The 22,896-nt window shown below is 35.8% G+C and carries 18 protein-coding genes; 1 reads left to right on the top strand and 17 read right to left on the bottom strand.

All coding sequences use genetic code 11. From position 1 onward, the window contains the following. Positions 1 to 80 precede the first annotated feature (80 nt). From tagD to QM917_RS08515, 17 genes are all read right to left on the bottom strand, one after another. A complete protein-coding gene (gene tagD / locus QM917_RS08595; protein WP_075231289.1) occupies positions 81 to 473 on the bottom strand; it encodes a glycerol-3-phosphate cytidylyltransferase in 393 nt (130 codons plus the stop codon). Positions 474 to 527: 54 nt separating this feature from the next. Continuing rightward, the gene (locus QM917_RS08590; protein WP_414285467.1) at positions 528 to 1,676 is read right to left on the bottom strand and encodes a CDP-glycerol glycerophosphotransferase family protein; all 1,149 of its coding nucleotides are present in this window, start codon (positions 1,674 to 1,676) and stop codon (positions 528 to 530) included. A 79-nt stretch (positions 1,677 to 1,755) separates the two neighbouring features. Then, the gene (locus QM917_RS08585) at positions 1,756 to 3,021 is read right to left on the bottom strand and encodes an O-antigen ligase family protein (protein WP_414285466.1); all 1,266 of its coding nucleotides are present in this window, start codon (positions 3,019 to 3,021) and stop codon (positions 1,756 to 1,758) included. 2 nt (positions 3,022 to 3,023) lie between these two features. Beyond that, the gene (locus QM917_RS08580; protein WP_414269607.1) at positions 3,024 to 4,481 is read right to left on the bottom strand and encodes an oligosaccharide flippase family protein; all 1,458 of its coding nucleotides are present in this window, start codon (positions 4,479 to 4,481) and stop codon (positions 3,024 to 3,026) included. An 11-nt stretch (positions 4,482 to 4,492) separates the two neighbouring features. Then, positions 4,493 to 5,404, bottom strand: coding sequence for a capsular polysaccharide synthesis protein (locus QM917_RS08575; protein ID WP_101785388.1), 912 nt, complete (start codon positions 5,402 to 5,404; stop codon positions 4,493 to 4,495). A 5-nt stretch (positions 5,405 to 5,409) separates the two neighbouring features. Further along, positions 5,410 to 6,456, bottom strand: coding sequence for a glycosyltransferase family 2 protein (locus QM917_RS08570; RefSeq protein WP_033680703.1), 1,047 nt, complete (start codon positions 6,454 to 6,456; stop codon positions 5,410 to 5,412). A 31-nt stretch (positions 6,457 to 6,487) separates the two neighbouring features. Continuing rightward, positions 6,488 to 7,174 carry an acyltransferase gene (locus QM917_RS08565; protein ID WP_033680704.1) on the bottom strand — a complete coding sequence of 229 codons (687 nt, stop codon included), beginning with the start codon at positions 7,172 to 7,174 and terminating at the stop codon, positions 6,488 to 6,490. Then, positions 7,164 to 8,435, bottom strand: coding sequence for a glycosyltransferase family 4 protein (locus QM917_RS08560; protein ID WP_414285465.1), 1,272 nt, complete (start codon positions 8,433 to 8,435; stop codon positions 7,164 to 7,166). Before QM917_RS08560 ends, QM917_RS08565 begins: the two co-directional genes overlap by 11 nt. Then, positions 8,432 to 9,604 carry a beta 1-4 rhamnosyltransferase Cps2T gene (gene cps2T, locus QM917_RS08555; protein ID WP_414285464.1) on the bottom strand — a complete coding sequence of 391 codons (1,173 nt, stop codon included), beginning with the start codon at positions 9,602 to 9,604 and terminating at the stop codon, positions 8,432 to 8,434. Before cps2T ends, QM917_RS08560 begins: the two co-directional genes overlap by 4 nt. Positions 9,605 to 9,641: 37 nt before the next feature. Beyond that, a complete protein-coding gene (locus QM917_RS08550; protein ID WP_075231281.1) occupies positions 9,642 to 11,012 on the bottom strand; it encodes a sugar transferase in 1,371 nt (456 codons plus the stop codon). A 21-nt stretch (positions 11,013 to 11,033) separates the two neighbouring features. After that, positions 11,034 to 11,708: a tyrosine-protein kinase gene (locus QM917_RS08545; protein ID WP_075231280.1), complete on the bottom strand. Its 675-nt coding sequence runs from the start codon at positions 11,706 to 11,708 to the stop codon at positions 11,034 to 11,036. A gap of 10 nt (positions 11,709 to 11,718) precedes the next feature. Beyond that, positions 11,719 to 12,411, bottom strand: coding sequence for a CspC family polysaccharide chain length determinant protein (locus QM917_RS08540; protein ID WP_315640747.1), 693 nt, complete (start codon positions 12,409 to 12,411; stop codon positions 11,719 to 11,721). 8 nt (positions 12,412 to 12,419) lie between these two features. After that, complete coding sequence (gene cps4B, locus QM917_RS08535; RefSeq protein WP_315640746.1) at positions 12,420 to 13,151, bottom strand: capsular polysaccharide biosynthesis protein Cps4B; 732 nt, start codon at positions 13,149 to 13,151, stop codon at positions 12,420 to 12,422. A 1-nt stretch (position 13,152) separates the two neighbouring features. Further along, the gene (locus QM917_RS08530) at positions 13,153 to 14,598 is read right to left on the bottom strand and encodes an LCP family protein (protein ID WP_414285463.1); all 1,446 of its coding nucleotides are present in this window, start codon (positions 14,596 to 14,598) and stop codon (positions 13,153 to 13,155) included. Between the two features lie 660 nt (positions 14,599 to 15,258). Then, on the bottom strand, positions 15,259 to 17,217 hold the full coding sequence (locus tag QM917_RS08525; protein ID WP_281335616.1) for a peptide ABC transporter substrate-binding protein: 1,959 nt from the start codon (positions 17,215 to 17,217) through the stop codon (positions 15,259 to 15,261). A gap of 159 nt (positions 17,218 to 17,376) precedes the next feature. Then, positions 17,377 to 19,344 carry a peptide ABC transporter substrate-binding protein gene (locus QM917_RS08520; protein ID WP_075227262.1) on the bottom strand — a complete coding sequence of 656 codons (1,968 nt, stop codon included), beginning with the start codon at positions 19,342 to 19,344 and terminating at the stop codon, positions 17,377 to 17,379. A gap of 168 nt (positions 19,345 to 19,512) precedes the next feature. After that, a complete protein-coding gene (locus tag QM917_RS08515) occupies positions 19,513 to 21,123 on the bottom strand; it encodes a glycoside hydrolase family 13 protein (protein ID WP_414285462.1) in 1,611 nt (536 codons plus the stop codon). Positions 21,124 to 21,275: 152 nt separating this feature from the next. On the opposite strand from QM917_RS08515, the gene QM917_RS08510 reads away from it, so the two are divergent. Beyond that, positions 21,276 to 22,760, top strand: coding sequence for a DUF1846 domain-containing protein (locus QM917_RS08510; RefSeq protein ID WP_414285461.1), 1,485 nt, complete (start codon positions 21,276 to 21,278; stop codon positions 22,758 to 22,760). Positions 22,761 to 22,896 lie beyond the last annotated feature (136 nt).

The raw sequence follows: 22,896 nt of genomic DNA, 5'->3' as shown, positions 1-22,896 counted from the left end.
TTAAAGTGTTGTTACTTTATTCTATCAAAAACTAGACACAAAAGCTACAATTTCTTATATCAGCATTTTTTAATAATAGTTCATTCTGACAAATCTTCTTTTATCTTTGTGGTTGATATTTCTTTTGTTCTAGGCAAATAAACTACTTCAACACCTTCTTCTTCAAGATAATCAAATTTACCTTTCCAATCATCACCCATCACAAAAGTATCAATATGGTATTCTTTGACATCTGACTTTTTCTGTTCCCAACTAGTTTCAGGGATTACTAGATCTACATATCGAATAGCTTCTACTAAATTTTTTCTGTGTTCATAGTTAAAGTAACATACTTTATTCTTTTCTTTTAAATTAAACTCATCACTTGAAACAACCACAATCAAGTAATCACCTAGTTGTTTAGCACGTTTCAACAGATTGATATGACCATAATGCAATAAATCAAATGTACCATATGTTATAACTCTTTTCATCTAAAGGTCTCCTTATTTATCATTCAAAAAATATAATTATTTCAATCAATAACCCTATTGTTTTTTTATTTTTTCTTCAATCCAATTAGCACACTGTACCGAGGCTTTTCCTCTATCAAAACGAACGTCCTCTAATTCATACAGACGAACTTTTTCATCATAATTACTTCTTTCAAAATCTCTAATAATTTCTATCAACTCATTGTTATGATACGCTCTTGGAAATGGCAATTTATAAAAATTATTATCCAATGGTCTATCGTTCACATATCTTTGATAATCTGGTAAATACAGAAATACTGGACGATTTAATAACATAAAATCAATCGAAGATGACGAATAATCCGTAATCATTACATCTGCACTCATCATCAAATCCTGAGGATTTGAATAGGTTGACACATTTATACAGTTTGTATCCTGCAAATTTATAAAACTAGAATCAACAATTGGATGAAGACGAACTAATATTTTTACATTTTTTCTAAATTTGTTTTGAAAAGCATGTATTAGTTTCGAGTAATCTAAATTATAGGCATCCAACGATCCATCATCTCTGAACGTCGGCATATACAAAACCACCAGTTCGTCTAAATCAATATCAAATAAACTTCTAAATTTTATGTTTGTAGTTTTGATTTTTTCACTTTTAAAAAAATCATCATTTCGAGGTAATCCAAATTCAAGAAACTCCACATCCTCTGTCAGCCAAAAATTATTTTGCATCCCCAAAGTTTGAAAGTGCCGACTTGATACGATACCGTCTGTAATCTTTCCATCATACTTCGCCATTCTAAGATAAGTTTTTTTTAGGCTCCCTGCAACACTTTTTTCAATTAACTTTACCCCATCTGAGCCATGCCAAGTTTGAAGATAAATCTGTCCTTTACGCTTCCAAGGTCGATCAGAACAGCGAATATTATCTACCCAAACTCTAGCTGTTAACCATTCGTAGAAAGAACGGAAACTTCCATATTTTACTACACGAACACCTTTTGGGACAGAAATTTCTCTATCTTTTGATATCCATACAAGATCTAGATCCTTTTCTCGAGAGACAAGTTCTTCAAGTATATACTTGGGATTATCTCCCAAACCTCTACCACCAAAATTATCAAACACTATTTTATTAGACTGAATAGGTAATAAATTCAACGGTAATGTAAAGACTTTTTTTAATAAATTTTTTATATAAAATTTCATATTATTTTTATAAATTACTATTATTCATTAGTGGGTTCAAATTTACGGCGTAAGACCGTAAATTCAAGAAATAAATATTTTATAGTTTCTGAGTTTCTAATTCTGTTTCCGTACTAGTTAAAGAAAAGAGCAGTAGATTTAGGATCCATAAAAAATTATGGTAAATCGAAATATTATCCGTAAACCATATCAGCATCTGAAACATTGTCAAGACAAAATATATGAATGATTCCTTATGACCAATTTTTACAAATATACGTTTAGCATTTCTATAAAGAAGGGTGTAAAAATAAATAAATAATCCTACAAATCCTATCTCAATGTAGTACTTCAAAATATCATTATGAATCCCCATTGACCCTGTAAGACCATTGATATTTAAAGTCATCCAATTATTATCCATCCATTTTGATGCAAAACCTACCCCTCTCCCCATAAATATAGGTGTAAAGCTATAGGTTGATTCAATTCCCTTCCATAAATCTGTTCTAGCCATCGAATTGATATTATGTTCTTGGATAAATGTATATATAAAACCAGATTTAATACTATAAACATAAAGGAATATTCCTGTTATAAATACTAAGGAAAAGGCATTTAATAAACTTAAAATTTTTCGTTCTTTCCCTAGTTTGCTCACTTTTTTATAATACCAATAAATTACTAAAAATACTGGTATGATAATTAACACACTCAAAAATACGATTCGTTTAAGACTTAAAAAGAGAATAATAAGAGCTATTAAGATCTTACGAAATACTGCAGAAAAACTATTTTCTTTTATAAAATATTGATACAGATAGTACAGAATAAAGAGAGCTGTAATTGGTGCTACCTCATGCATTTCTAGCACCGAACCATTGAAACTATCATCTGTTAACATCAAAATAAATTGACTAAGTCCTCCTTGACTATAGGCAACAATGATACTAGTTAAGTAACTAAGTGATATTGCTGTAAAAGTGTAATCTACTACTTTTTGTCCAAAAAATTGAAAAACAACCATAGCTTGAAAGATAGCTAATAAGCCAAAAATAGTCATACTTGACAATCTACTAAAATACCCACTAAATTGAACTGGATTCATTAGATGTAATAAAACTGAGTAAAAGAAGAGAACAATTGTTGGCATAGCTAATATCTTAGCAAGATATAATAATTTTTTATTAACAAAAATAACCTTTCCGAGACTTACTAATAATAAAATGAATAATACAATAATCAAAATACCAATATAATATTTTGTCATGTATGTTACAGGATACAGATGTTGTCTATCTGTAGCTAATTCTAAATACACTAACAATATATACAATATCGCGATTGGGTTAAATTTAAATTTCACTATTACTTCCTTTTAAATAAATGAGTACGTTCTAAAAAATTTGTTCGTAAACCAATAATTACCCTGTTTTTTGAAGAAAAGATGTACAAAATCAATAAACTAATATAAATAAAAGCTCCGACTATAATTTCAATAATAAGTGTAAGTAGCGATGTAGGTAAAATACTTGAAATAAGAATTAAGACCATATACATTACTGAACCAATAAGAAATAATATCCCAGCATTTATCAGATATTCTCTGATATGTAAATAATTTCTAGCGATCCACGTTTGATAGCAACATAGAACTAACTCTGCAACAATTGTTCCGATAACAGCTCCCATTGCTCCTATCTTCGGAATCAAAATAATATTAATCAAAATATTAACAACGGCTCCATAAAGCAAAGATACCGTATATTCCTTGTCAAAACTTCGTGGAATTAAAAACTGAGTTCGGATGACATTTCCAAAAGCCGAAAATACTAAAGCCGGTGTCATTCCTGCAATAATTTGGCTACTTGTCCTAAATTCTTCACCCCAATAAACAGGAGCAAAGGTTGCAGAAACTCCTGCTAAACCGAAAGCACAGCCCATTGTAATCACTAAAACGATCCACATCGTTTTATCAACATATTCTAAACTTTTTTGTTCATCACCTATACTCAGTAAATGTACTGTTCGAGGCAACATTACAGCTCCAAAGGCTTGAATCAGAGCTTTTGGAATACTAATGATCTTATCTGAATTCTCATAAAAAGCAGTTTCCTTCAAACTACTATACATTCCAAGCATTATTTTATCTAGAAACGAAAAAATACTAACCGCTAAGACGGGGAAAAATAAAATAATAATAGGTTTCATGTGTTTCTTTATTTTTCCAAGACTAGGGCGCACAAAGTTTACTTGTTTTAACAAAAATGGCCATGTAATCAACTGACCAAGCAGGGTACTCCCTGCCATTATAAAGGTATATAAATAGATATCATTAGGGCTTTTTACAAATGTAAAGATAGATATTAAAGTCAATAATTTAACAAATGAATTCCTAGCAACTGTAATACGAAACTCTTCAAGACCATAAAAAAACCAACTAACATCTGTTGCATACGATAAAACATGTAATACTTGGATATAGGCTACAATCTGAAAACTATTCACAAATACTGTTGCATAAATCAAATATGAGACGGTCATAACTAGTGAACACGTTAACTGAACCGCGTAAATATTCGAAAATTCCTGATTCAAATTTTCTCTACTTGTTCGTACCTGTGCTATTGTCCGATTCCCATAATTAGAAATCCCCAACATGGACAGAATCATAAAGTAAAAAGCAACGGAATAGGTAAAAGAATAAACTCCAATTTGCTCTGCACCTAACACACGCGCTAAGTAAGGTGAGGTAATAAACGGTACTATTACAGCTAAGATCTGATATAAGACATTGTAAACAATGTTTTTCTTTAAACTAGGCAAGATTCTCCCCTCTACTGATTCAGTAAGTAACTGTACAAGCTCTCAGATTTATCATTGTAATTTTTTTTATAATTTAATTTATGAAAATCAGAAATTTGACATAATTGCTGGTAACGTTCCTTTGAAAAATCATTATTTAATTCATCAACCATTATATGTGGTGCTGCGTTCGTATAGGTGGGTACAGACTGCCAAACATCCGAATAATGTTCAGCTACAATCGTGAACAGCAAATGAAAAACAAAATAATGTATTGCAATATTCTCTCTACACCAATATTCTACTAGCAACTTCTTCACAGATAGTATTAAAGGGTGATTTGCTGTTGAAGCAATCATCCAGCTTGATGATGAAATATTTTCTTCGATTGAAGATAGACTCTTATACATAAAAAATGGATTTTTTTCAATTAATTCCTTAATTGTACTACCAGTGCAATAAACTGTGGCATCTAACCAAATACCTCCATATTTAGATAAAATCTCAACACGCAAAACATCTGAAAAATTTGCGTTATTTATGATACCTTTATTCCACTTATACAAAATTTCTTCAGGAATTGTTACATACTGTTGAATAGTCTGAGCCGTTAATACTGTAATTTTATAATCTGGAAATTCTCTTTTAACAGACTTATAACATGATTTCACCAAATCTGGAGCATTCTCCATACCTTGAAACCAGCAAATCCAGATTTGCTTGGGAACTTTTTCTGATAAGTATGATTTATCAAAAGGGTTTGAAATTAAAGAACCGTATTTCTTTTTTAGTATTCTGTAGGCCCTATCTTCAAGTTGCACTTCTCGAATAGCCTTACTCCGAATCCACCACAAGGGCCAACGGTTACGTAAGGCGTGAATAACAACAGGAAAAAACGTTCCATTTTTTAAAGATAGTTTTAATTTTTCTATATTCATCGCCATAAAATCTATACACTCCGATTCCGATATTTTAATAAGGTTAAAGCTAAAAGCAACATCGACATATTATACTTAGCTAATACACAGATCAAACGTTTAGGAAAAGGTAAACGATGGATTGGATAGTGATACAAAACTGCTTTTGAGATAGGATCCTTACAAATCTGTCTAATTCTTTGCAAGCGTTTATGAATTCTAGAACTTTTATATAAGGATTCCTGAAAAATACATAAACGAATATTAGCAATTAAAATTCTCTCGATTCTTTCTTCCAAAATTTCTTGATTAGGTAATCCCTTAACTCTTTTTAATTGCTCGTTATACAAGATTTTATCCAACTCAAATCGATCTTCTTTATATTTCATACTTAAAGAACCAAAGTTTTCACGATAGTAGTATAAAATATCTGGGATAACAAGGGCGGATGTTGCTAATTTTAAACAATCAATTTGAAAAATAGCATCTTCTGAAATGAATTCTCTTTCCGAATGAAATAATAGCCCTTTATCCTTAAACAAAGAACGTTTATATACCCCTTTCCACACTGAAACACCTATCTTTCCATCTCCAATAAATTCTGGTGGTGAAGATATTACATCTGGTAAAAGTTCTGTGAAAATTGAATCATTTTTATAAAAAATGGAATCTAGGCTCTGATCAAGTGGTCCTATAATATTTCCTTTATTATCCACTCGATAAAAATTTTCACTATAAATCACGTCTGCATTAAAACGTTGTAAGTATGTATCATAAATTTCAAGCATCTCATATGAGACATAATCATCCGAATCAACAAAGACAATATAATCTCCTGTACAATTTTCAATACCTGTGTTACGTGCAAAACCAAGACCTTCATTGGTTTTATGTATTACTTTTATCCGATGATCTTTTTTCCCCCATTCTTCACAAAGACTTCCAGATGTGTCAGTAGAACCATCGTTTACCAAGATAAGTTCAAAATCTTTAAAAGACTGATTTACAAGAGTATTTAAACATTGAGATAAATAATTCTCTACATTATAAACTGGAACAACTACACTAAATGTAGGCATAAATTCTCTTCCTTTCAGAAATAGTTAAACACTATCTATAGGCCAGTATTCTAGCTGGTACTCCACCTATGATAACATTATCTGGAAACTGCTTAGTGACAACAGCATTCGCTCCAACAACACAACCTGAACCAATGCTGGACCCATCCAAAAAAACAGCTCCAGCACCAATCCAACAATTATGTCCTACTGATATTCCCTTTCGAGATACACCTTGTTCAACAATAAGTTTATTTAAATCACTATAATTATGATTTTCAGCATGAAAACGAACATTCTGACCTGCGATAACATTATCACCAATTGTGATACCTCCAGCAGAACCAAATAAACTATATTCTGAAAAAGATGAGTTCTTACCAACTTTCAAGCCAATCCCCATATTTTTTATAGATCCTGTTCCAATAATTTGAGAATAATCTCCAATCTTCACATTATCTGCAAAATGGATTCCTTCTTTCGACAGTGCATCTATAGACACCTTTTTACCAATTCGAACATTTTTCCCAACAAATAATTTACGCTTTGCTAAGATAGAAACTCCTTGTCCAATGAATAAACGCTTCCCCTTTTGACCAAATCCGATTCCACGTACAAATCCACGAAAGAGTCCAAAACCATAGTTCATACCTCTTTGTAGTATATACGCCATGGGTACATCAGGGTGAATGTCTACTGCTTTTCCAGTAATCTTTTTTATTAAGCTCTCAACTATCATTTATCACTCTTTCATAATACTGAATCACTTCTTTCGAGTGTTCATCTATAGTTTTTAATTTTGTATTTTCTATATCATTTTCTATAACTTTAACTACTAAGTCATTCTGATTTTTAAAAACATGTGTTTCTGGAAGTAAGTCTTTTGATCCAACATTTTCACTCACAAAAACATTTACCCCATAGGATAATGCTTCTACTGTTATCAATCCAAATGTCTCCTTCCACTTACTTGGAACAATAAGAATATCAATATTTTCATAGACACTATCAATCGTTTCCTTGGTAAAATATCCTTTTTGTTCAATGAATGAAGGACATTCTTCATTTGGAAAGTGACCATAAGTTGCAACTTCGTATAACTCTAGGTCTAAAGTTTTAGCAAACTCAATAAAATCAAAATATCCTTTATATTCTTCATCCGGACCAATATAAGCGACTCGAATTTTATCATTTGTAGTTGTCAATCTTTGATGCTGTTTAATTGAACTATTTGTTATAGATAATACTGTACTTTTGGTTGGTTTAATTTCATTTTGCTCATATACATTCTTTGCTAAACTACTATTAAACAAATAACCATCTATCAAATGGAACATCTCATTATAATAGTGTCGAAGCTCACTAAAATCTTGCTCCTCAATAACATCTCGAATAACTAAATTCTTTTTAGATTTTGGATTTTTCCCTAATAGTTTCAAAAGTTTACGAATAGTAGGATAAAATGAAATCTGAAAAAGTCTTAGTTTTTTCACACTTAAAGCATCGGAAGACATAATATTCCATGTTAAGTTTGTATTTTTATCACTATAATCCACCCCATTAAAATAGAAATGAGGTACGGGTGCTAATCCATAATAATCATGGCTCGTAAAAACCACTCTAATATTCAAGTTTTTAGCAATTTCGAGGAATTCTTTATGCAATCCCATAAACGAGTGAATATGTATAATGTCGGGTTGTACTTTTTCTAAAAAAGTACGATAAACATTTTTGTCACAAGATGCCAGGAAAGCAGTTGGATTGGATATACCTCCAAATAAAGCAAGAGGTAAGCTATTAAGCAGTTCATAACACTCAAACTTTCTTGATGATACCTTCTTTATTCCTACTTTTTTTGAAAGCAACCTAATATTTCCAGGATATAGGACAGTCACTTGATGACCTTGAGCAATTTGCTCTAGCATTAAATCCTCAGCATATTTAACCAAACCACCTGTTCGCTGGGGTTGAAATCCTAAAGTATAATGTAATATTTTCATATTTTAAATAAATTCTCATAGTCTGTAACAATCTTTTCCCAAGTGAAAGCATCTGCAATTCTCTGATTTGATTGTCTATCTAACTCATCAATCATCTTTTCATCAAATTGTTCAACTTCCTCAATCACTTGTGATAGTTCGTCTTTTTTCCAATAGATGGCACTTTGCTCCCCAACTTCTCGGTTAAAGCCAACATCGAGTAGAAGGTTCAACTTTGTTGACTCCAAAGCCTCTAGTAAAGAAGGATTGGTTCCACCAACCTCATGCCCATGGAAGTAAGCAAAGGCGTTTTCACGAATATATTTAAGAAGTTCTTGGTCGTAGACTGTGCCTACAAACTTCACTCGTGGATCTTTATCAAAGCCAGTACTTGCTAATAGCTGATTATAAAATTTATTCTGTTCTACATTTGTGATTAAGACAAAGTCCTTCTTAGAATTAGATGCTAAAAATCCACGTATCATAGACTCATAGTTATTCTCTGGAACAAAACGCCCTACAACTAGGTAATACTCGTTTTCAGAAACATTTTTCTCCTTGAACCAAGTACGCACTTTTTCATCACTGCTATTTAATGTGGAGCGTGTTGTATCTGTCCCATAAGCGATATAGGTTGTCTTAGGTTGGTACTGTTTATAATCTTCTTGAATATACTTTTCAATATTCTTACTATCACACACTAAAAGATCTGCATGTTTGACCATAAGACCTTCAGAAATTTTCCAATAACGACGAACTGGAGCACTCCACTTAGCACGCAACCACTCATGACCATCCGGATTAACCAGAAGAGTCCCACCTATTGCTTGAATTTTTTTCTTGATTCCATGGATAAAAGGTCCAATGCGACAAGCTAAAATATAGAAGATAGGAGCTTCATCCTTATTTTCTTTAGCAATTTCAATCGCTCTGTTAATTGCAGCGATATCATAGGCTATAGCTCTCGCTGGACCAATATTAGGTACATCGACGTTATAACAGATAGCACCGTTATGTTCAAAAACATCCTCAGTAATCCCTGACTTTGCAGAGTTTTCACGCATACAAGCCACATAATATTGGATATCCTTATCTTGTTGAAAGGCCGTTAATTTTTCAACAAAGGTTTCAAAGCCCCCATATTTAGCCGGAATCCCTTTAGACCCTACGATATAGACAGTTTTTTTCATGTTACTCCTAATTTATAGACAGAGAGTGCACGCAAACTTATTTCGCTCCATCTCTCATCAACACAACTTTTACAGTTTTTAACAATATTTCAAAATCTTTCCAGATGGTCCAATCATCGATATAAGCCACATCCAGTTTCACGACTTCATCGAAGTTTGTAATTTCACTTCGACCACTAATTTGCCACAAACCAGTAATACCAGGTTTGAAACTGAGACGACGTTTTTGTTCAGGTGTGTACTTTTCGTACTCATCTACAGTCGGCGGACGCGTACCGACTAGACTCATGTCTCCAATCAAAACATTCCAAAATTGTGGCAACTCATCCAAACTCGTTTTTCGGATAAAGTGTCCAATCTTAGTCACTCGAGGATCGTTATTGATCTTAAACATCCCACCTTGCATGGTATTTTGATCCATCAACTGTTCTTTAATAGCTTCAGCATCGACTCGCATCGAGCGGAATTTATAAAAGGTAAAGTGACGACCATTTTTTCCGATACGAGTTTGTGAAAAGATTGCAGGCCCTCCATCTTTCCGAATCAAGGGAACTAAAAATAGACTAGCAATTCCACAAAGGATCAACCCAACAATAGCACCACAAATGTCGAGGATGCGTTTGGCAATTATGTGACTTGGCTTGTAAAAATTTGTAGAAAATGTCACTACATTCAAACCAGCCATTTCATGAATTTGTTTATCTCGGCCTAAACTTTTATCGAAAGCATTTAAGTTAACTGTGACATCAATCCCCATTGTTTCAAACTGAGAAATAACAGCTCCAATATCATAGTCCTCACTTGGAAGATTGACAAAGACTTCATCCACCACTTCGTGTGTCGCATAGGTCAGTAACTGCTCCTTTGGTACCACAACCACCTTTTCATGGGTGAACTCTGGCATGTCTAAAACGCTTACCGCAACCAATTTCCCCTGAACATCATTAGCTGTTAATAATCGATCCAATACTTTTTCGGTACGTGACATCGCCGTAATCAACAAAATATTACGACTTCCCTTCAAATTATGTTTGAAGATTCTCCAATATTTCTTCACAAAGAAACTGAGTAGATAATTCAAAACACTATACAAGGAAAGCAAGTATACCATCCCTCGCCTTGAAATTACAAACTTTTCCTTCAAGAAAAAACTTGAAAAACTAATCAGCAGAGCATAAAAGATAATATATTTAATTGTTTCTACTAACTCCACATACTGACCACGTTTTAAAAAATCCTTACCGTAACCACTGATATAGAAGGCGACAAAGTGAAGAAAAAACAGAACAAATACTGTATTTAAAACAATGTCAGTTTCTGAAATTGCAATCAGTACATAAGCTAATAAACTAACAAGTATACTCTGCAAGAATGCCAGAGTTACATTGTAGAAACCCCTTCCTTCCATATCGAACTCCCTATCCTATTTTTACCTTTTCCCATAAGAACCGTAAGATCCGTATTTTTCTCGTTTAACATCAAATTTATTTAAAACAACACCCAAAAATGGGATCCCTGTTTGTTCTAACTGAACCTTAGCTTTTTGAACATCTCTTCTTTTTGTTCCACCAGCTTCTGTAACCAAAATCGATGCATCGCATTTTTGCACAATAATTGCTGCATCAATTACAACTCCGATTGGTGCTGTATCAACAATAATATAATCAAAATATTTCCGTAGTGTTTCAATCATCAATTCAAAATTAGCACTTTGAAGAAGAGCTGTTGGATTTGGAGAAGGTGACCCTGATTGGATCATAAATAAGTTATCAATGTTTGTTTCACAAAGACCATGAGATAAGTCTTGCGTTCCAGCAAGATAATCAGTTAAACCTGTGATTCGTTCTCTTGATTTGAATACTCCAGACATGACTGAATTTCGGATATCAGCATCAATCAGGAGTGTCTTGTAGCCTGCACGCGCAAAAGCCAAGGCAATATTTGTAGAAGTTGTCGATTTTCCTTCGCTTGGTTCAACAGAGGAAATCGTTATAACCTTTAAATTATCTCCACTCAACTGTATATTGGTACGTAAAGCATTGTAATATTCTTCTGCTTTTTTGGCAGAATCAAGTTTTTGTTTTGTTAATTCTAACTTCGCCATAAGTTCTCCCTTACTTTAATTTATCAAGATCTGGAATGACTCCAAGGAGTGATATTTTCATAACATCCTCGATATCTTCTGGACGTTTGACACGGTCATCGAATAGTTCAAGCAACAAGACCACTAAAATCATTAATCCTGCACCTACTCCAACTCCCATTATAGTATTACGACGAATATTTGGTGAGGAAGGTGAAGTGGCAGGGCGAGCATCTTCTAGCGTAGTCACATCCGCAACACGGGTGACCGCAATAATCTTTTGTGCCGCAACTTCTCGAAGAGCATTCGCAATTCGACTTGCTTCATCTGGTTTATCGTCGATAACTGAAATGGATACAATACGCGTATCCGCAGGAACAGTCACCTGAACCTTCTGTGACAATGCTTTCGAGTTGATAGTTAGTTCAAGATCTTTAACTGTTTTTTCCAAGACATCTTGAGAAAGGATGATCTCTCGGTAGTCCTTAACCAGGTAAGCTCCTGCTTGTAAATCTTGATTTGTCAATCCTGGTTTATCATCTTGCTTACGATTAACCACATAGATACGCGTGGTACTAGAAAACTGAGGCGTAACAAGAAAAGTACTATAAGCAAAAGCTGCAGCTCCTGTCAAAATTGCAACTAATATAATCAATAACTTTCTTTTCCACAGTCCTTTTAACAATTGAATAACGTTAATTTCAATAATATCTTGTTCTTTCATTATAACTCCTAAATAATTTGATCTTTAATGACTTTTTCGGGATTTAATATAAAGAGTTCCCGAGCCTTATCTTGGCCATACTTTTTACTCACTATTTCGTAGGCTTCCTTCATATAAGGAGGGCGACCATCTAGATTGTGCATATCACTAGCAACTATATGAACCAAATCCCTCTCTAAGAAATAGCGAGCCCGTTTTTTCATGAATTTATAAGTATCACCAAACAATTTTGTTTTAAGGATACTCGAACTGTTGACCTGTGTATAACATCCCATGTTGATGAGGTCTCGCACTCTTTTTTCATTATTTTCCAAAGCATCATAACGTTCTATATGGGCAATAACAGGGGTTATTCCCAACATCAAAACATTGGTCAATGCGCTATGGATTTCACGATAAGGGGTATTCATGCTGAATTCTATCAAGGCATAACGGGTGCCATTTAGTTGTGGAATCTGCTGATTCTCTAATTTGTTTAAAGCATCACTGCTGTAATAAATCTCTGCTCCATACAAGATGGTTAAATCAGGAGCAACCTCTTTAGCCAACTCCTTGACAACTTTAAAATTTCTTAATATGTCCTCTTCTGGTGTTTCAAACATTCCCTTTCGACGATGGGAAGTCGAAACGATGGTACGGATTCCTTGAGCATAGGCCTCCTTCAGAAGCGCTATACTTTCTGCCTTATCCTTAGGACCATCATCTACATCAAAAACTATGTGTGAATGGATATCAATCATCTTATTTTCCTTCCATGATATCTTTAATTTCTGTTTTGAGTGTCTCTAAGCTATTTGGGTCCACCTCTAGCATATAAAGACTGCTGTCAGGCATGGCATAGGAAGGAAGATCCATACGACCAGTTCCCTTTAGATCTCGAGTGATGACAGTATATTTCCCTCCACTTGCTAGTTGGGCGTTCACTAAGCTAACCATTGTTTCAGGTGGCATATTAGTTTGGACAGAATCCTGTAAACTTTGCATAATATCATCAAAATTTTTCAATGCTTCTGCCGAAGTTAGTTTCTGGACAATTGCAGAAATGACTTTCTGTTGATTGCGCCCACGGTCTCCATCGCCGTTTGCTAATGAATAACGCTCGCGTACAAAGCCTAGGGCCCGCTCAGAGTCTAGATGAACATTGCCAACAGGAAAATGGTAATTGCCATGAAGTGAGGTGAATTCCTGGTCATTATTAACATCGACACCACCTAAGAGATCAATTAATTTCAAGAAGGAAGTGAAATTGAGTCGTGCATAGTAATTTAGATCAATTCCATAAAGATTTTCCAAAGTATGAATCGAAGCATCCACACCATAAATACCTGCATGAGTCAATTTATCATTTTGGTTATTGCCTCCATCAGCTATGGGTACATAAGCATCACGAGGGGTCGTTGTCAAGAGAATTTTCTTGGTTTCTTGATTAACCGTCATGATGATATTGACATCCGAACGAGAAACAGAGCTAATCGGTCCGTATGTGTCAATCCCACTAATATAGATATTAAAAGCCTTGTTTTGAGAAGACTTAGGTGCCTCAACAGTTTTTGTTAGTTCTTTGGTATAAATTTTCTTGATTTTTTTGGCGTGTTCTGGATACTCTTGTTCAATCAGATTTTCAAAGACACTATTCAAAACAATTGCCTTGGTCTCTCCAGCTAAGAGACTCTTATAAGCCGCAAGATACGAAGAACTATCCTCAACCTTTAGGTCTTTATTCTGACTTGTCTTAATATCATCGAGCAGTTTTTTGATATTCTCCGCATCTGTTTTTGTCGGAGCTGTCACACTGGATAGTTGGGACACATTACCAATCTCACTATCCGCCAAAACTGCAACACTGATGGAGTAACTAGAATAGTTAGATGTTGCATTTAAATGATTGGCCAAACTAACGAACTGATGAACTCCAACCAAGGCTAGTGAGCTAGCTACAATAGATAGCAAGAGCATGATTAAAGTAAACTTCTTAGCTTTTCTATTTGATATTAAAAATAAAGCTACTAGCGCAATGAACACCATAATAGCTGCTAGAAGAAGATTGATATAACTGACGGCTAAGATATGATATCTGAATATTAAAAACAGCAAAAAACAAGTAAGCACTATATATAGAAACAACAAAATAATATTGAAACTTTGCTGAAACTTGCTCGTTTTATTTTCTTTTAAACGTCTCCCCACCTTACACCTCTATTAATTATTTTATTTCTATTATATCACAAACTAACACCGGATGCTATCAACACCTGAATTGCAACCGTTTTATTTCACCTCAAAACCAAAAATACTATATTTCAATCATTAAATGCCTCATATCTTTTTTTGGAAGAAGACTGCCAACAAAAATACCAGGAGATAGAAATCGGTTGACAAGTTCTCAATCCCATACTCTCACACTCTAAAACTTTCAATAATTACCAAGAAAGTAGAAGAATTTAACTAGAGATACTCAAATTTTTATAAAAACAGCCTTTTAGAGTCTTGAAAACAAAAAAACAACCCGCTGTCGCAGCAAAGACTTATCGTTATAGTAAAATGAACTTAGAATAGTACGCTACGAATTCTAAAACATTTTTAGAAATTATAGTAGATTGAATCTAGAACAGTGCACTACAACTGCTAAAAATATTTCTAGAAATTAGTTTGACTTTCCTAACCTTTCTGTTCATACCTTATTTCAATCTACTATAATAAAAAACAAAAGGCAGGGTAAAAGTCTTCAAAATAAAAAAAACACATAGTATTAAGTGTTCAAAAACTTTATACTATGCATTTTATACTTGAAAACTTCACTCAATTTCATTTTCAAATTGAGTTTTTACCCAACCTATCTTCTTAAACTTATTTCACGTGACTTTCAAAGTCTTTTTGACTCTTCTCGACAGAATTTTTACGTTCGTGTTCCCATTTAGCCTTGGCTTCAGCAAATTGAGAGCTTGTAACAACATCTGTCTGCAATCTCATGTACTTGTAGTTGCTTCCAGTTCCTTTGATACCAACTAGTGAGTAAGCACGTGTAAATGGTGTCACGCGTGTCACCGAAGCTCCACCACCGTTTGACACAACTGGGATTAGAAGGGAACTATCAATCAACCAAGCTTGTGCATCTGCGTAGTTTTCATAGCGTTTCGCTACGTCTGTATTTTCTGCATCTGCTGTTTTTAATTTTTGAGTAAATTGGTCCAAACCGATACTTGTAATCTTATCAGCATCCTTGCTTGGATCAAGTCCTAAAATCTTGAGATAGAATCCATCTTCAGCGTTGAAAGGATTGAGGTAAGTTGAAGGATCTTGGTAGTCAGCTGACCATCCATCCAAGTTCAAATCATAGTCATGATCAGCTGGAGTTGGTGCTTGAACTGTTGCATTTGTATAATCATCTGTCGACAATTGGATAACATCAACCACTACATTTTCAGAACCGAGCGTTGATTCGATTGATTGTTTGATTGAGTTTGTTCCAGAAAGCAAAGTCTTGTTTACCTGGTCTACAGGCAAGTCCAAATGAATTGGGAAGCTCACACCTTGGGCTTCTAATTCTTTTTTAGCTTCTGCAAACTTGGCTTGTGCTTTATCTTTATTGAAATAACCGTCTTGAGCATCTTCAAGATTCATATTTGACCATTGTGTACCATAGTTGACCAATTTGGAAGCAACTGTTTCACCAAAAGTCTTGTCTCCAACTTGTACGAAAGTTGGTGGTACAAGCGAGTTACGAAGAGTGTTCTTAGCTGCTTCTTCACCATTTGATTGAGCTGAGTAGGCTGTACGATCAATGGCGAAGTTAACTGCCTGACGGAAGTTTTTATTCAAAACTGCAGCTTGAGTTGCTTGTTTTTGTTCATCGCTTGTTTTTGCAGTATGGTTATAAGCACCACGGTTGACGTTAAAGTTATAGTACCAAGATGTTGCATCTTGCAAGCTATAAACGATATTGTCCTTGTATTTTTCCTTTGTCTTAGCGAAGTTTGAGCTATTTGGATAAACACCTGCAGATGAGTAAGCACCACTTTCAAAGTTACGAATTGTCAAGTCTTGGTCTGAACCATCAAAGTAGGCCAATTTTACCTTTTCAATCGTTACTTTTTCTTGGTCATAGTAATGTGGGTTTTTCACATATTCGATAGAAGACTTAGATGTAAAATCTTTTAACAAATATGGTCCGCTATAAAGAATGCTGTCAGGTTTCAAAGTTCCGAAGTCTTTACCTTTAGAAGCAAGGAATTCTTCGTTTACAGGGAATAAGATACTGTTGGTTGTTTTTGAGTTCCAGAATGGTTCTGGTCGTGTCAAGGTATATTGGACAGTATAGTCATCTAAGGCTTTGACACCAACATTTGAGAAGTCAGTATTTGCACCTGTTACATAATCATCCAAGCCCTTGATAGAGTTCTGAATCAAGTCCAAAGCTTGTCCCTTGTTGTCAGCAGCATACTTGATACCAGTTACAAAGTCTTGTGCTTTAAGGGGAGCGTATTCCTCACCGTCAGCTGTAAACCACTTGGCATCTTGGCGAAGTTTGTAGGTATAAGTTAAACCATCCTTAGAAACACTCCAATCTTCTGCAAGGGCAGGAATGAGGTTTCCGTAGTTATCATTTTCAAGCAAACCATCAACCAAATTGGTTACAATAGCAGTGTTATCACCAGCGTAGTCCAAGAGATAGTTGAAGGTTGTTGGATCTGCACCAAAGGTCGACGAGTATGTTTTACCGTCTGATGCTGACTGGCCACATGCTGTCAATAGGACCGCAGCAGCAAGCGTCAAACCTGCTCCTAATAAGCGTTTTTTCATGCTCATGATTCATTTCTCCTTATATGTTAGGTTTTATAACATATAACTATTTTATCAAATTTTAGCCTAAAAGTAAAGTTATATACTGTTTGTGCTCTCATTGGCAATAGAAAAAAAGAAAGAAATCCTGCTTCAAAACAGGATTTCTTTATTCATTACAAAAGACTATTTAACGTGATTTGCTAGTTCTTTTTGGTATTTGGCATTTGTTTCAATTTTCTCTTTTTGCCATTTCTTGAGAGCTTCTTCGTATTCTTTAGCTGTTACAATATCATTTTGCAATTCTAAACCTTTGAATACAAATGGATCTCCCTTGATACCAACTTGAGAGTAAGCTTTTGTGAATGGCACTGTACGACTAACTGTCGGAGAACCACCTGAAGAAGCTACAGGGATAAGAAGTGAGCTATCTGAAACCCAAGCTTGTGCTTTGGCATATTTTTCATAGCGTTTGTTAAGATCGCTTGTTTCTGACGCTGCATCATCCAAGAGTTTCTTGTACTCATCCAGTCCAACTTGAGCCATAACTTCTGGATCTTTACCTTTTGTGATACCCAAGTGTTTAAGGGCAGAACCCTTCTTAGCATCTAAGATATTGAGGTAGGTTGCTGGGTCTTGATAGTCTGGCCCCCAACCAGTTCCGTTCAAGTCATAGTCTTTTTGAGAAGGCACTTTGGCTTGAGATGTGATACTCATTTTCTCATTGTCAGTCATTTGAAGTACATCGATGACAACATTTTCACTTCCAAGTGCTGCTTCGACAGACTGTTTGAGAGAGTTAGTTTGTTGTACAGCAATGACATCTGTCTGCTCAACTGGAATATCCAAATGGATTGGGAAGGTTACACCTTTAGCTTGCAATTCTGATTTTGCTTTTTCAAAGGCAGCTTTTGCTTTTGTTGGATTGTAAAGGGTATCTTTACCATCTGTCAAAGCTACATCCTTCCACTGGTCTCCGTATGTTACCAGTTGTTCTTGAGCCAATTCACCGAAGGTCTTTTCACCGACCTGTACATAGTCATAAGGCACAAGGCTAGTACGGATAATCTTGTCTGCACCTTCTTCGCCATTCATCTGTGCAGAGTAAGCATGACGGTCAAGAGCGAAGTTGATAGCTTGACGGAAGTTTTTATTGAGAAGTGCTTCTTTAGTTGAAGTTTTTTGGGCATCATCTGTCTTAGCTGTTTTATTGTAAGACTGACGATTTACGTTGAAAGTAAAGTAATAGCTTGTCGCTTCTTGCGGACTATAAACGATCTTATCGCCGTATTCTTTCTTAGTTGAATCAAAGCTTGAGCTAGTTGGGAAGAGACGAGCTGTCGTATATGAGCCTGACGCAAAGCTACGAATCAATGATTCTTGGTCAGAACCATCGTAGAAGGTAAGCTTGACGTGGTCAATTTTAACATTGTCTTTGTCCCAATAATTTGGGTTCTTTTCGTACTCGATCACGGATTTTGAAGTGAAGTTCTTCAAAATATATGGACCGTTGTAGAGAATACCTGAAGGAGCTGCTGCTCCGTAATCCTTCCCTTGAGAATTAAGGAATTCTTCATTAACCGGGAGCATGGTCGCCGTTGTCACCTTAGAATTCCAGAAACTTTCTGGCTTGTTCAAGGTATACTCAACTGTATAATCGTCCACTGCTTTGACACCGACTGTCGAGAAGTCATTTGTCTCACCGCTAACATACTCTGCCAAACCTTTGATAGAGTCTTGGATAAGTGTTAAGCCATCTGATTTACCATCTGCAGCATGCTTCAAGCCAGTCACAAAGTCTTGGGCCTTGACTTCAGCGTACTCTTCTCCTTCAGAAGTATACCATTTGACACCTTTACGTAGCTTGTAAGTATAAGTCAAGCCGTCTTGTGAGACTGACCAATCTTCAGCAAGCGATGGAATCAAGTTCCCATATTTGTCATTTTCCAAGAGTCCGTCGACCAAGTTGGCAATGACGTCTGATGTTGAACTTTTACTAGTAACGCTATAGTCCAATGTTGTTGGATCAATAGCATATACATACGAAAATGTTGTTGGAGCATCTGCTTTTTTCTCAGTCTTGCCACAAGCTGCCAAAAGAAGAGCTGCACTCATCGTTATCCCTGCTACTGCGAGCCACTTTTTCGATTTCATCGGTATTCTCCTTTAAAATACTATTTTCACCATTATACCCTATTTTTCTATAAAAGCAAGGGTTTACAGGGTATTTTTTAGAAAATTCAAACAAATATTTTTTAAAGAATTTTCTACACTTATTTTAGTAAAGATCCCAAGCGCCATGCGACACTTGAGATGGTAATTTTAAGCAACTAATTCGACACAGAAGGCATCCCATGGAGCCAAGTTCTGTGTAGTCAAAACTGCTTCTACTGAGGTATTTTCAATCAAGATAGACTTAACTGACTCTTCTACTGCAAACTCTTGCTGCTGGTTGGACAAATTGGCCACAACTAGGAAACGACGGTCTCCATCCTTACGGATATAAGCAAAGACTTTTTCAGCCGTATCAAGAAGTTCAAAATCAGCTCTCACCAACCAGCTATTTTCCTTACGAATGTTTACCAATTTTTGATAAGTATAGAAAATAGAATCTGGGTTTTCCAGTGCTTCCTGAACGTTGATTGCTTCGTAGTTTGGATTAACAGCCAACCAAGGTTGTCCGTCTGAGAAACCAGCATTTTTTGTCTCATCCCACTGCATTGGAGTACGCGCATTGTCACGTCCAATGACACGGATGCTATCCATGATTGTTTCCATTGAAACACCTTTTTCAAGAGCCTCACGCGCATAGTTGAGGGATTCAATATCTTCTACTTGGTCCAGTGTTTCAAAGGGATAATTGGTCATCCCAATCTCCTCACCTTGGTAGATATAAGGAGTCCCTCTCATGAGATGAAGCAAGATGGCAAAGGCTTTGGCAGATTTTTCGCGGTATTCTTGGTCATTTCCCCAGATTGAGACGATACGAGGGAGGTCATGATTGTTCCAGAAGAGCGAATTCCAGCCATCCTCAACTCCTAATTCTGTCTGCCATTTGTTGAAAATCTCTTTTAATTTCCCAACATTTAGCTCTTTTTGGTACTGCCACTTAGGTTGTCCTTCCTGATACTGAAGACAGATATGTTCAAACTGGAAGACCATAGACAGTTCTTGTCCTTTTGGATCTGAATAGAGTTTTGCGATTTCTGGTGTCGCTCCCCAAGTTTCCCCTACTGTCAAGAGATCTTTGTCGCCGAAAGTAGCCTGATTCATTTCCTTGAGGTAGGGATGAAGCATAGGACCATTGTTGACAATTTTCTGATCAGGAATCTTCCCAATCATGTCAATGACGTCCATACGGAATCCACCAATCCCTTTATCAATCCAGAAATTCATCATCTCATAGATTTTTTGGCGTAGTTCTTCATTTTCCCAGTTGAGGTCCGGTTGCTTCTTGCTGAAAAAGTGCAGGTAATATTGACCTGACTTTTCATCGTATTGCCAGGCAGATCCACTGAAAATTGACTCCAATTCGTTAGGTTCATCACGCCAGATATAGTAGTCTCGCTCAGGACTATCAGGATTTTCACAAGCTTCGATAAACCAAGCATGCTCATCTGATGTATGATTGACAACCAAATCCATAATGATTCGAATGTCTCGTTTTTTAGCCTCAGCAATCAGCACATCCATATCTTCCATGGTTCCAAAGATAGCCGCAATATCTTGATAATTGGCAATATCGTAACCATTGTCATCCATGGGGCTATCATAGACTGGAGAAAGCCAGATCGCTGTGATCCCTAACTTAGCTAGATAGTCTAGCTTACTGGTAATCCCAGGCAAATCACCAATCCCATCTCCATTGCTATCCTTAAAACTTTTTGGATAAACCTGATAAACAACGGCATTGTGCCACCATTTTTCTTGCATCTTTTTACCTCTATTTAAAATTGACTTTACTCCATCATAGACCTTTTATCAAAATTATGCAAGCGTTTGCTTTATCTTTTTTTCTCACTTTTGCGACTCTCTAGTTTCTAATCTTCCATTTTTTTTATATAATAGAGCTCAGAGGTAAAAAAATGAAAAAACAAGCTTTTAGTTCTGAACAATATTTGAATCTACAACGCGACCATATCTTGGAGCGCATCAACCAATTTGACGGCAAACTCTATTTAGAGTTTGGGGGTAAGATGTTGGAAGATTTCCACGCTGCTCGTGTCCTTCCTGGTTATGAACCAGATAACAAAATCAAGCTCTTGCAAGAGTTGAAGGAGCAGGTTGAAGTTGTGATCGCCATCAACGCTAGCAATATCGAGCACTCAAAAGCTCGTGGAGACTTGGGCATTTCTTATGACCAAGAAGTGCTTCGTTTGATCGATAAATTCAATGAACTTGGTATCTTTGTTGGTTCAGTTGTCATTACTCAATATGCAGGCCAACCGGCAGCAGATGCCTTCCGTAATCAATTAGAGAAAAATGGTATTGACTCTTATCTCCACTACCCAATCAAAGGGTATCCGACAGATATGGATCACATCATTTCTCCTGAAGGTATGGGGAAAAACGACTATATCAAAACTAGCCGTAACTTGATTGTCGTGACTGCTCCTGGTCCTGGTTCAGGTAAGTTGGCAACTTGTATGTCTAACATGTACCACGACCAAATCAATGGTATCAAGTCTGGTTATGCCAAATTTGAAACCTTCCCAGTTTGGAATCTCCCACTTCATCATCCAGTAAACTTAGCTTATGAAGCTGCTACAGCAGACCTTGATGATGTCAACATGATTGACCCATTCCATCTCCAAACTTATGGAGAAACCACAGTCAACTACAACCGCGACATTGAAATTTTCCCTGTCCTTAAGCGTATGCTGGAACGTATCTTAGGTAAATCTCCTTATGCGTCTCCAACTGACATGGGTGTCAATATGGTTGGTTTTGCAATCACTGATAACGACGCTGCCATTGAAGCATCTAAACAGGAAATTATCCGTCGCTATTACCAGACAGTTCTTGACTTCAAAGCTGAGAAGGTTGGAGAAACTGCTGTGAAGAAGATTGAGCTTCTCATGAATGACCTAGGTATCACACCAGCTGACCGAAAGGTTGCTGTTGCCGCACGTCAAAAAGCAGAAGAAACAGGCGGACCTGCTCTAGCACTTGAATTACCTTCTGGTGAAATCGTTACTGGTAAGAACTCAGAACTCTTTGGTCCAACAGCGGCTGCATTGATCAATGCTATCAAGATGTCCGCTAACATTGATGCTGAAACAAAATTAATTGAACCAGAAGTGGTGAAACCAATTCAAGGTTTGAAAATCAATCACTTGGGTAGCCGTAACCCTCGACTCCACTCAAATGAAATCCTCATCGCTCTTGCAATCACAGCAATGCAGAATCCTGATGCAGATCATGCCATGAAAGAACTCGGAAATCTCAAAGGAAGCGAAGCTCACTCTACGATTATCCTAACAGACGAAGACAAAAATGTTCTTCGTAAACTAGGAATCAACGTAACCTTTGATCCTTACTACCAATACGATCGTTTGTATCGCAAGTAAAATACGACACTCACTCCTCTTAGAGTTGGATCCTTATCATCCAGCTCTAAGAGTTTTTTATATCTTGCAAGTCTTCCACAAGCATATCTTTCAAAAAGAATTCTCATTTTAATAGAAACTGGGATAACATTTAATT

The sequence above is a fragment of the Streptococcus infantis genome (assembly GCF_047460685.1).
Lineage (GTDB): Bacteria > Bacillota > Bacilli > Lactobacillales > Streptococcaceae > Streptococcus > Streptococcus infantis_AD.
Note: the sequence above shows the minus strand (reverse complement) of the source record. Positions and strands in the feature narration are given on the sequence as shown.

Excerpts from the sequence above, each read along its gene's own strand:
- tagD (WP_075231289.1), bottom strand. The coding sequence starts at position 473 with ATGAAAAGAGTTATAACATATGGTACATTTGATTTATTGCATTATGGT.
- QM917_RS08590 (WP_414285467.1), bottom strand. The coding sequence starts at position 1,676 with ATGAAATTTTATATAAAAAATTTATTAAAAAAAGTCTTTACATTACCG.
- QM917_RS08575 (WP_101785388.1), bottom strand. The coding sequence starts at position 5,404 with ATGGCGATGAATATAGAAAAATTAAAACTATCTTTAAAAAATGGAACG.
- QM917_RS08570 (WP_033680703.1), bottom strand. The coding sequence starts at position 6,456 with ATGCCTACATTTAGTGTAGTTGTTCCAGTTTATAATGTAGAGAATTAT.
- QM917_RS08565 (WP_033680704.1), bottom strand. The coding sequence starts at position 7,174 with ATGATAGTTGAGAGCTTAATAAAAAAGATTACTGGAAAAGCAGTAGAC.
- QM917_RS08560 (WP_414285465.1), bottom strand. The coding sequence starts at position 8,435 with ATGAAAATATTACATTATACTTTAGGATTTCAACCCCAGCGAACAGGT.
- cps2T (WP_414285464.1), bottom strand. The coding sequence starts at position 9,604 with ATGAAAAAAACTGTCTATATCGTAGGGTCTAAAGGGATTCCGGCTAAA.
- QM917_RS08550 (WP_075231281.1), bottom strand. The coding sequence starts at position 11,012 with ATGGAAGGAAGGGGTTTCTACAATGTAACTCTGGCATTCTTGCAGAGT.
- QM917_RS08545 (WP_075231280.1), bottom strand. The coding sequence starts at position 11,708 with ATGGCGAAGTTAGAATTAACAAAACAAAAACTTGATTCTGCCAAAAAA.
- QM917_RS08540 (WP_315640747.1), bottom strand. The coding sequence starts at position 12,411 with ATGAAAGAACAAGATATTATTGAAATTAACGTTATTCAATTGTTAAAA.
- cps4B (WP_315640746.1), bottom strand. The coding sequence starts at position 13,151 with ATGATTGATATCCATTCACACATAGTTTTTGATGTAGATGATGGTCCT.
- QM917_RS08525 (WP_281335616.1), bottom strand. The coding sequence starts at position 17,217 with ATGAGCATGAAAAAACGCTTATTAGGAGCAGGTTTGACGCTTGCTGCT.
- QM917_RS08520 (WP_075227262.1), bottom strand. The coding sequence starts at position 19,344 with ATGAAATCGAAAAAGTGGCTCGCAGTAGCAGGGATAACGATGAGTGCA.
- QM917_RS08515 (WP_414285462.1), bottom strand. The coding sequence starts at position 21,123 with ATGCAAGAAAAATGGTGGCACAATGCCGTTGTTTATCAGGTTTATCCA.
- QM917_RS08510 (WP_414285461.1), top strand. The coding sequence starts at position 21,276 with ATGAAAAAACAAGCTTTTAGTTCTGAACAATATTTGAATCTACAACGC.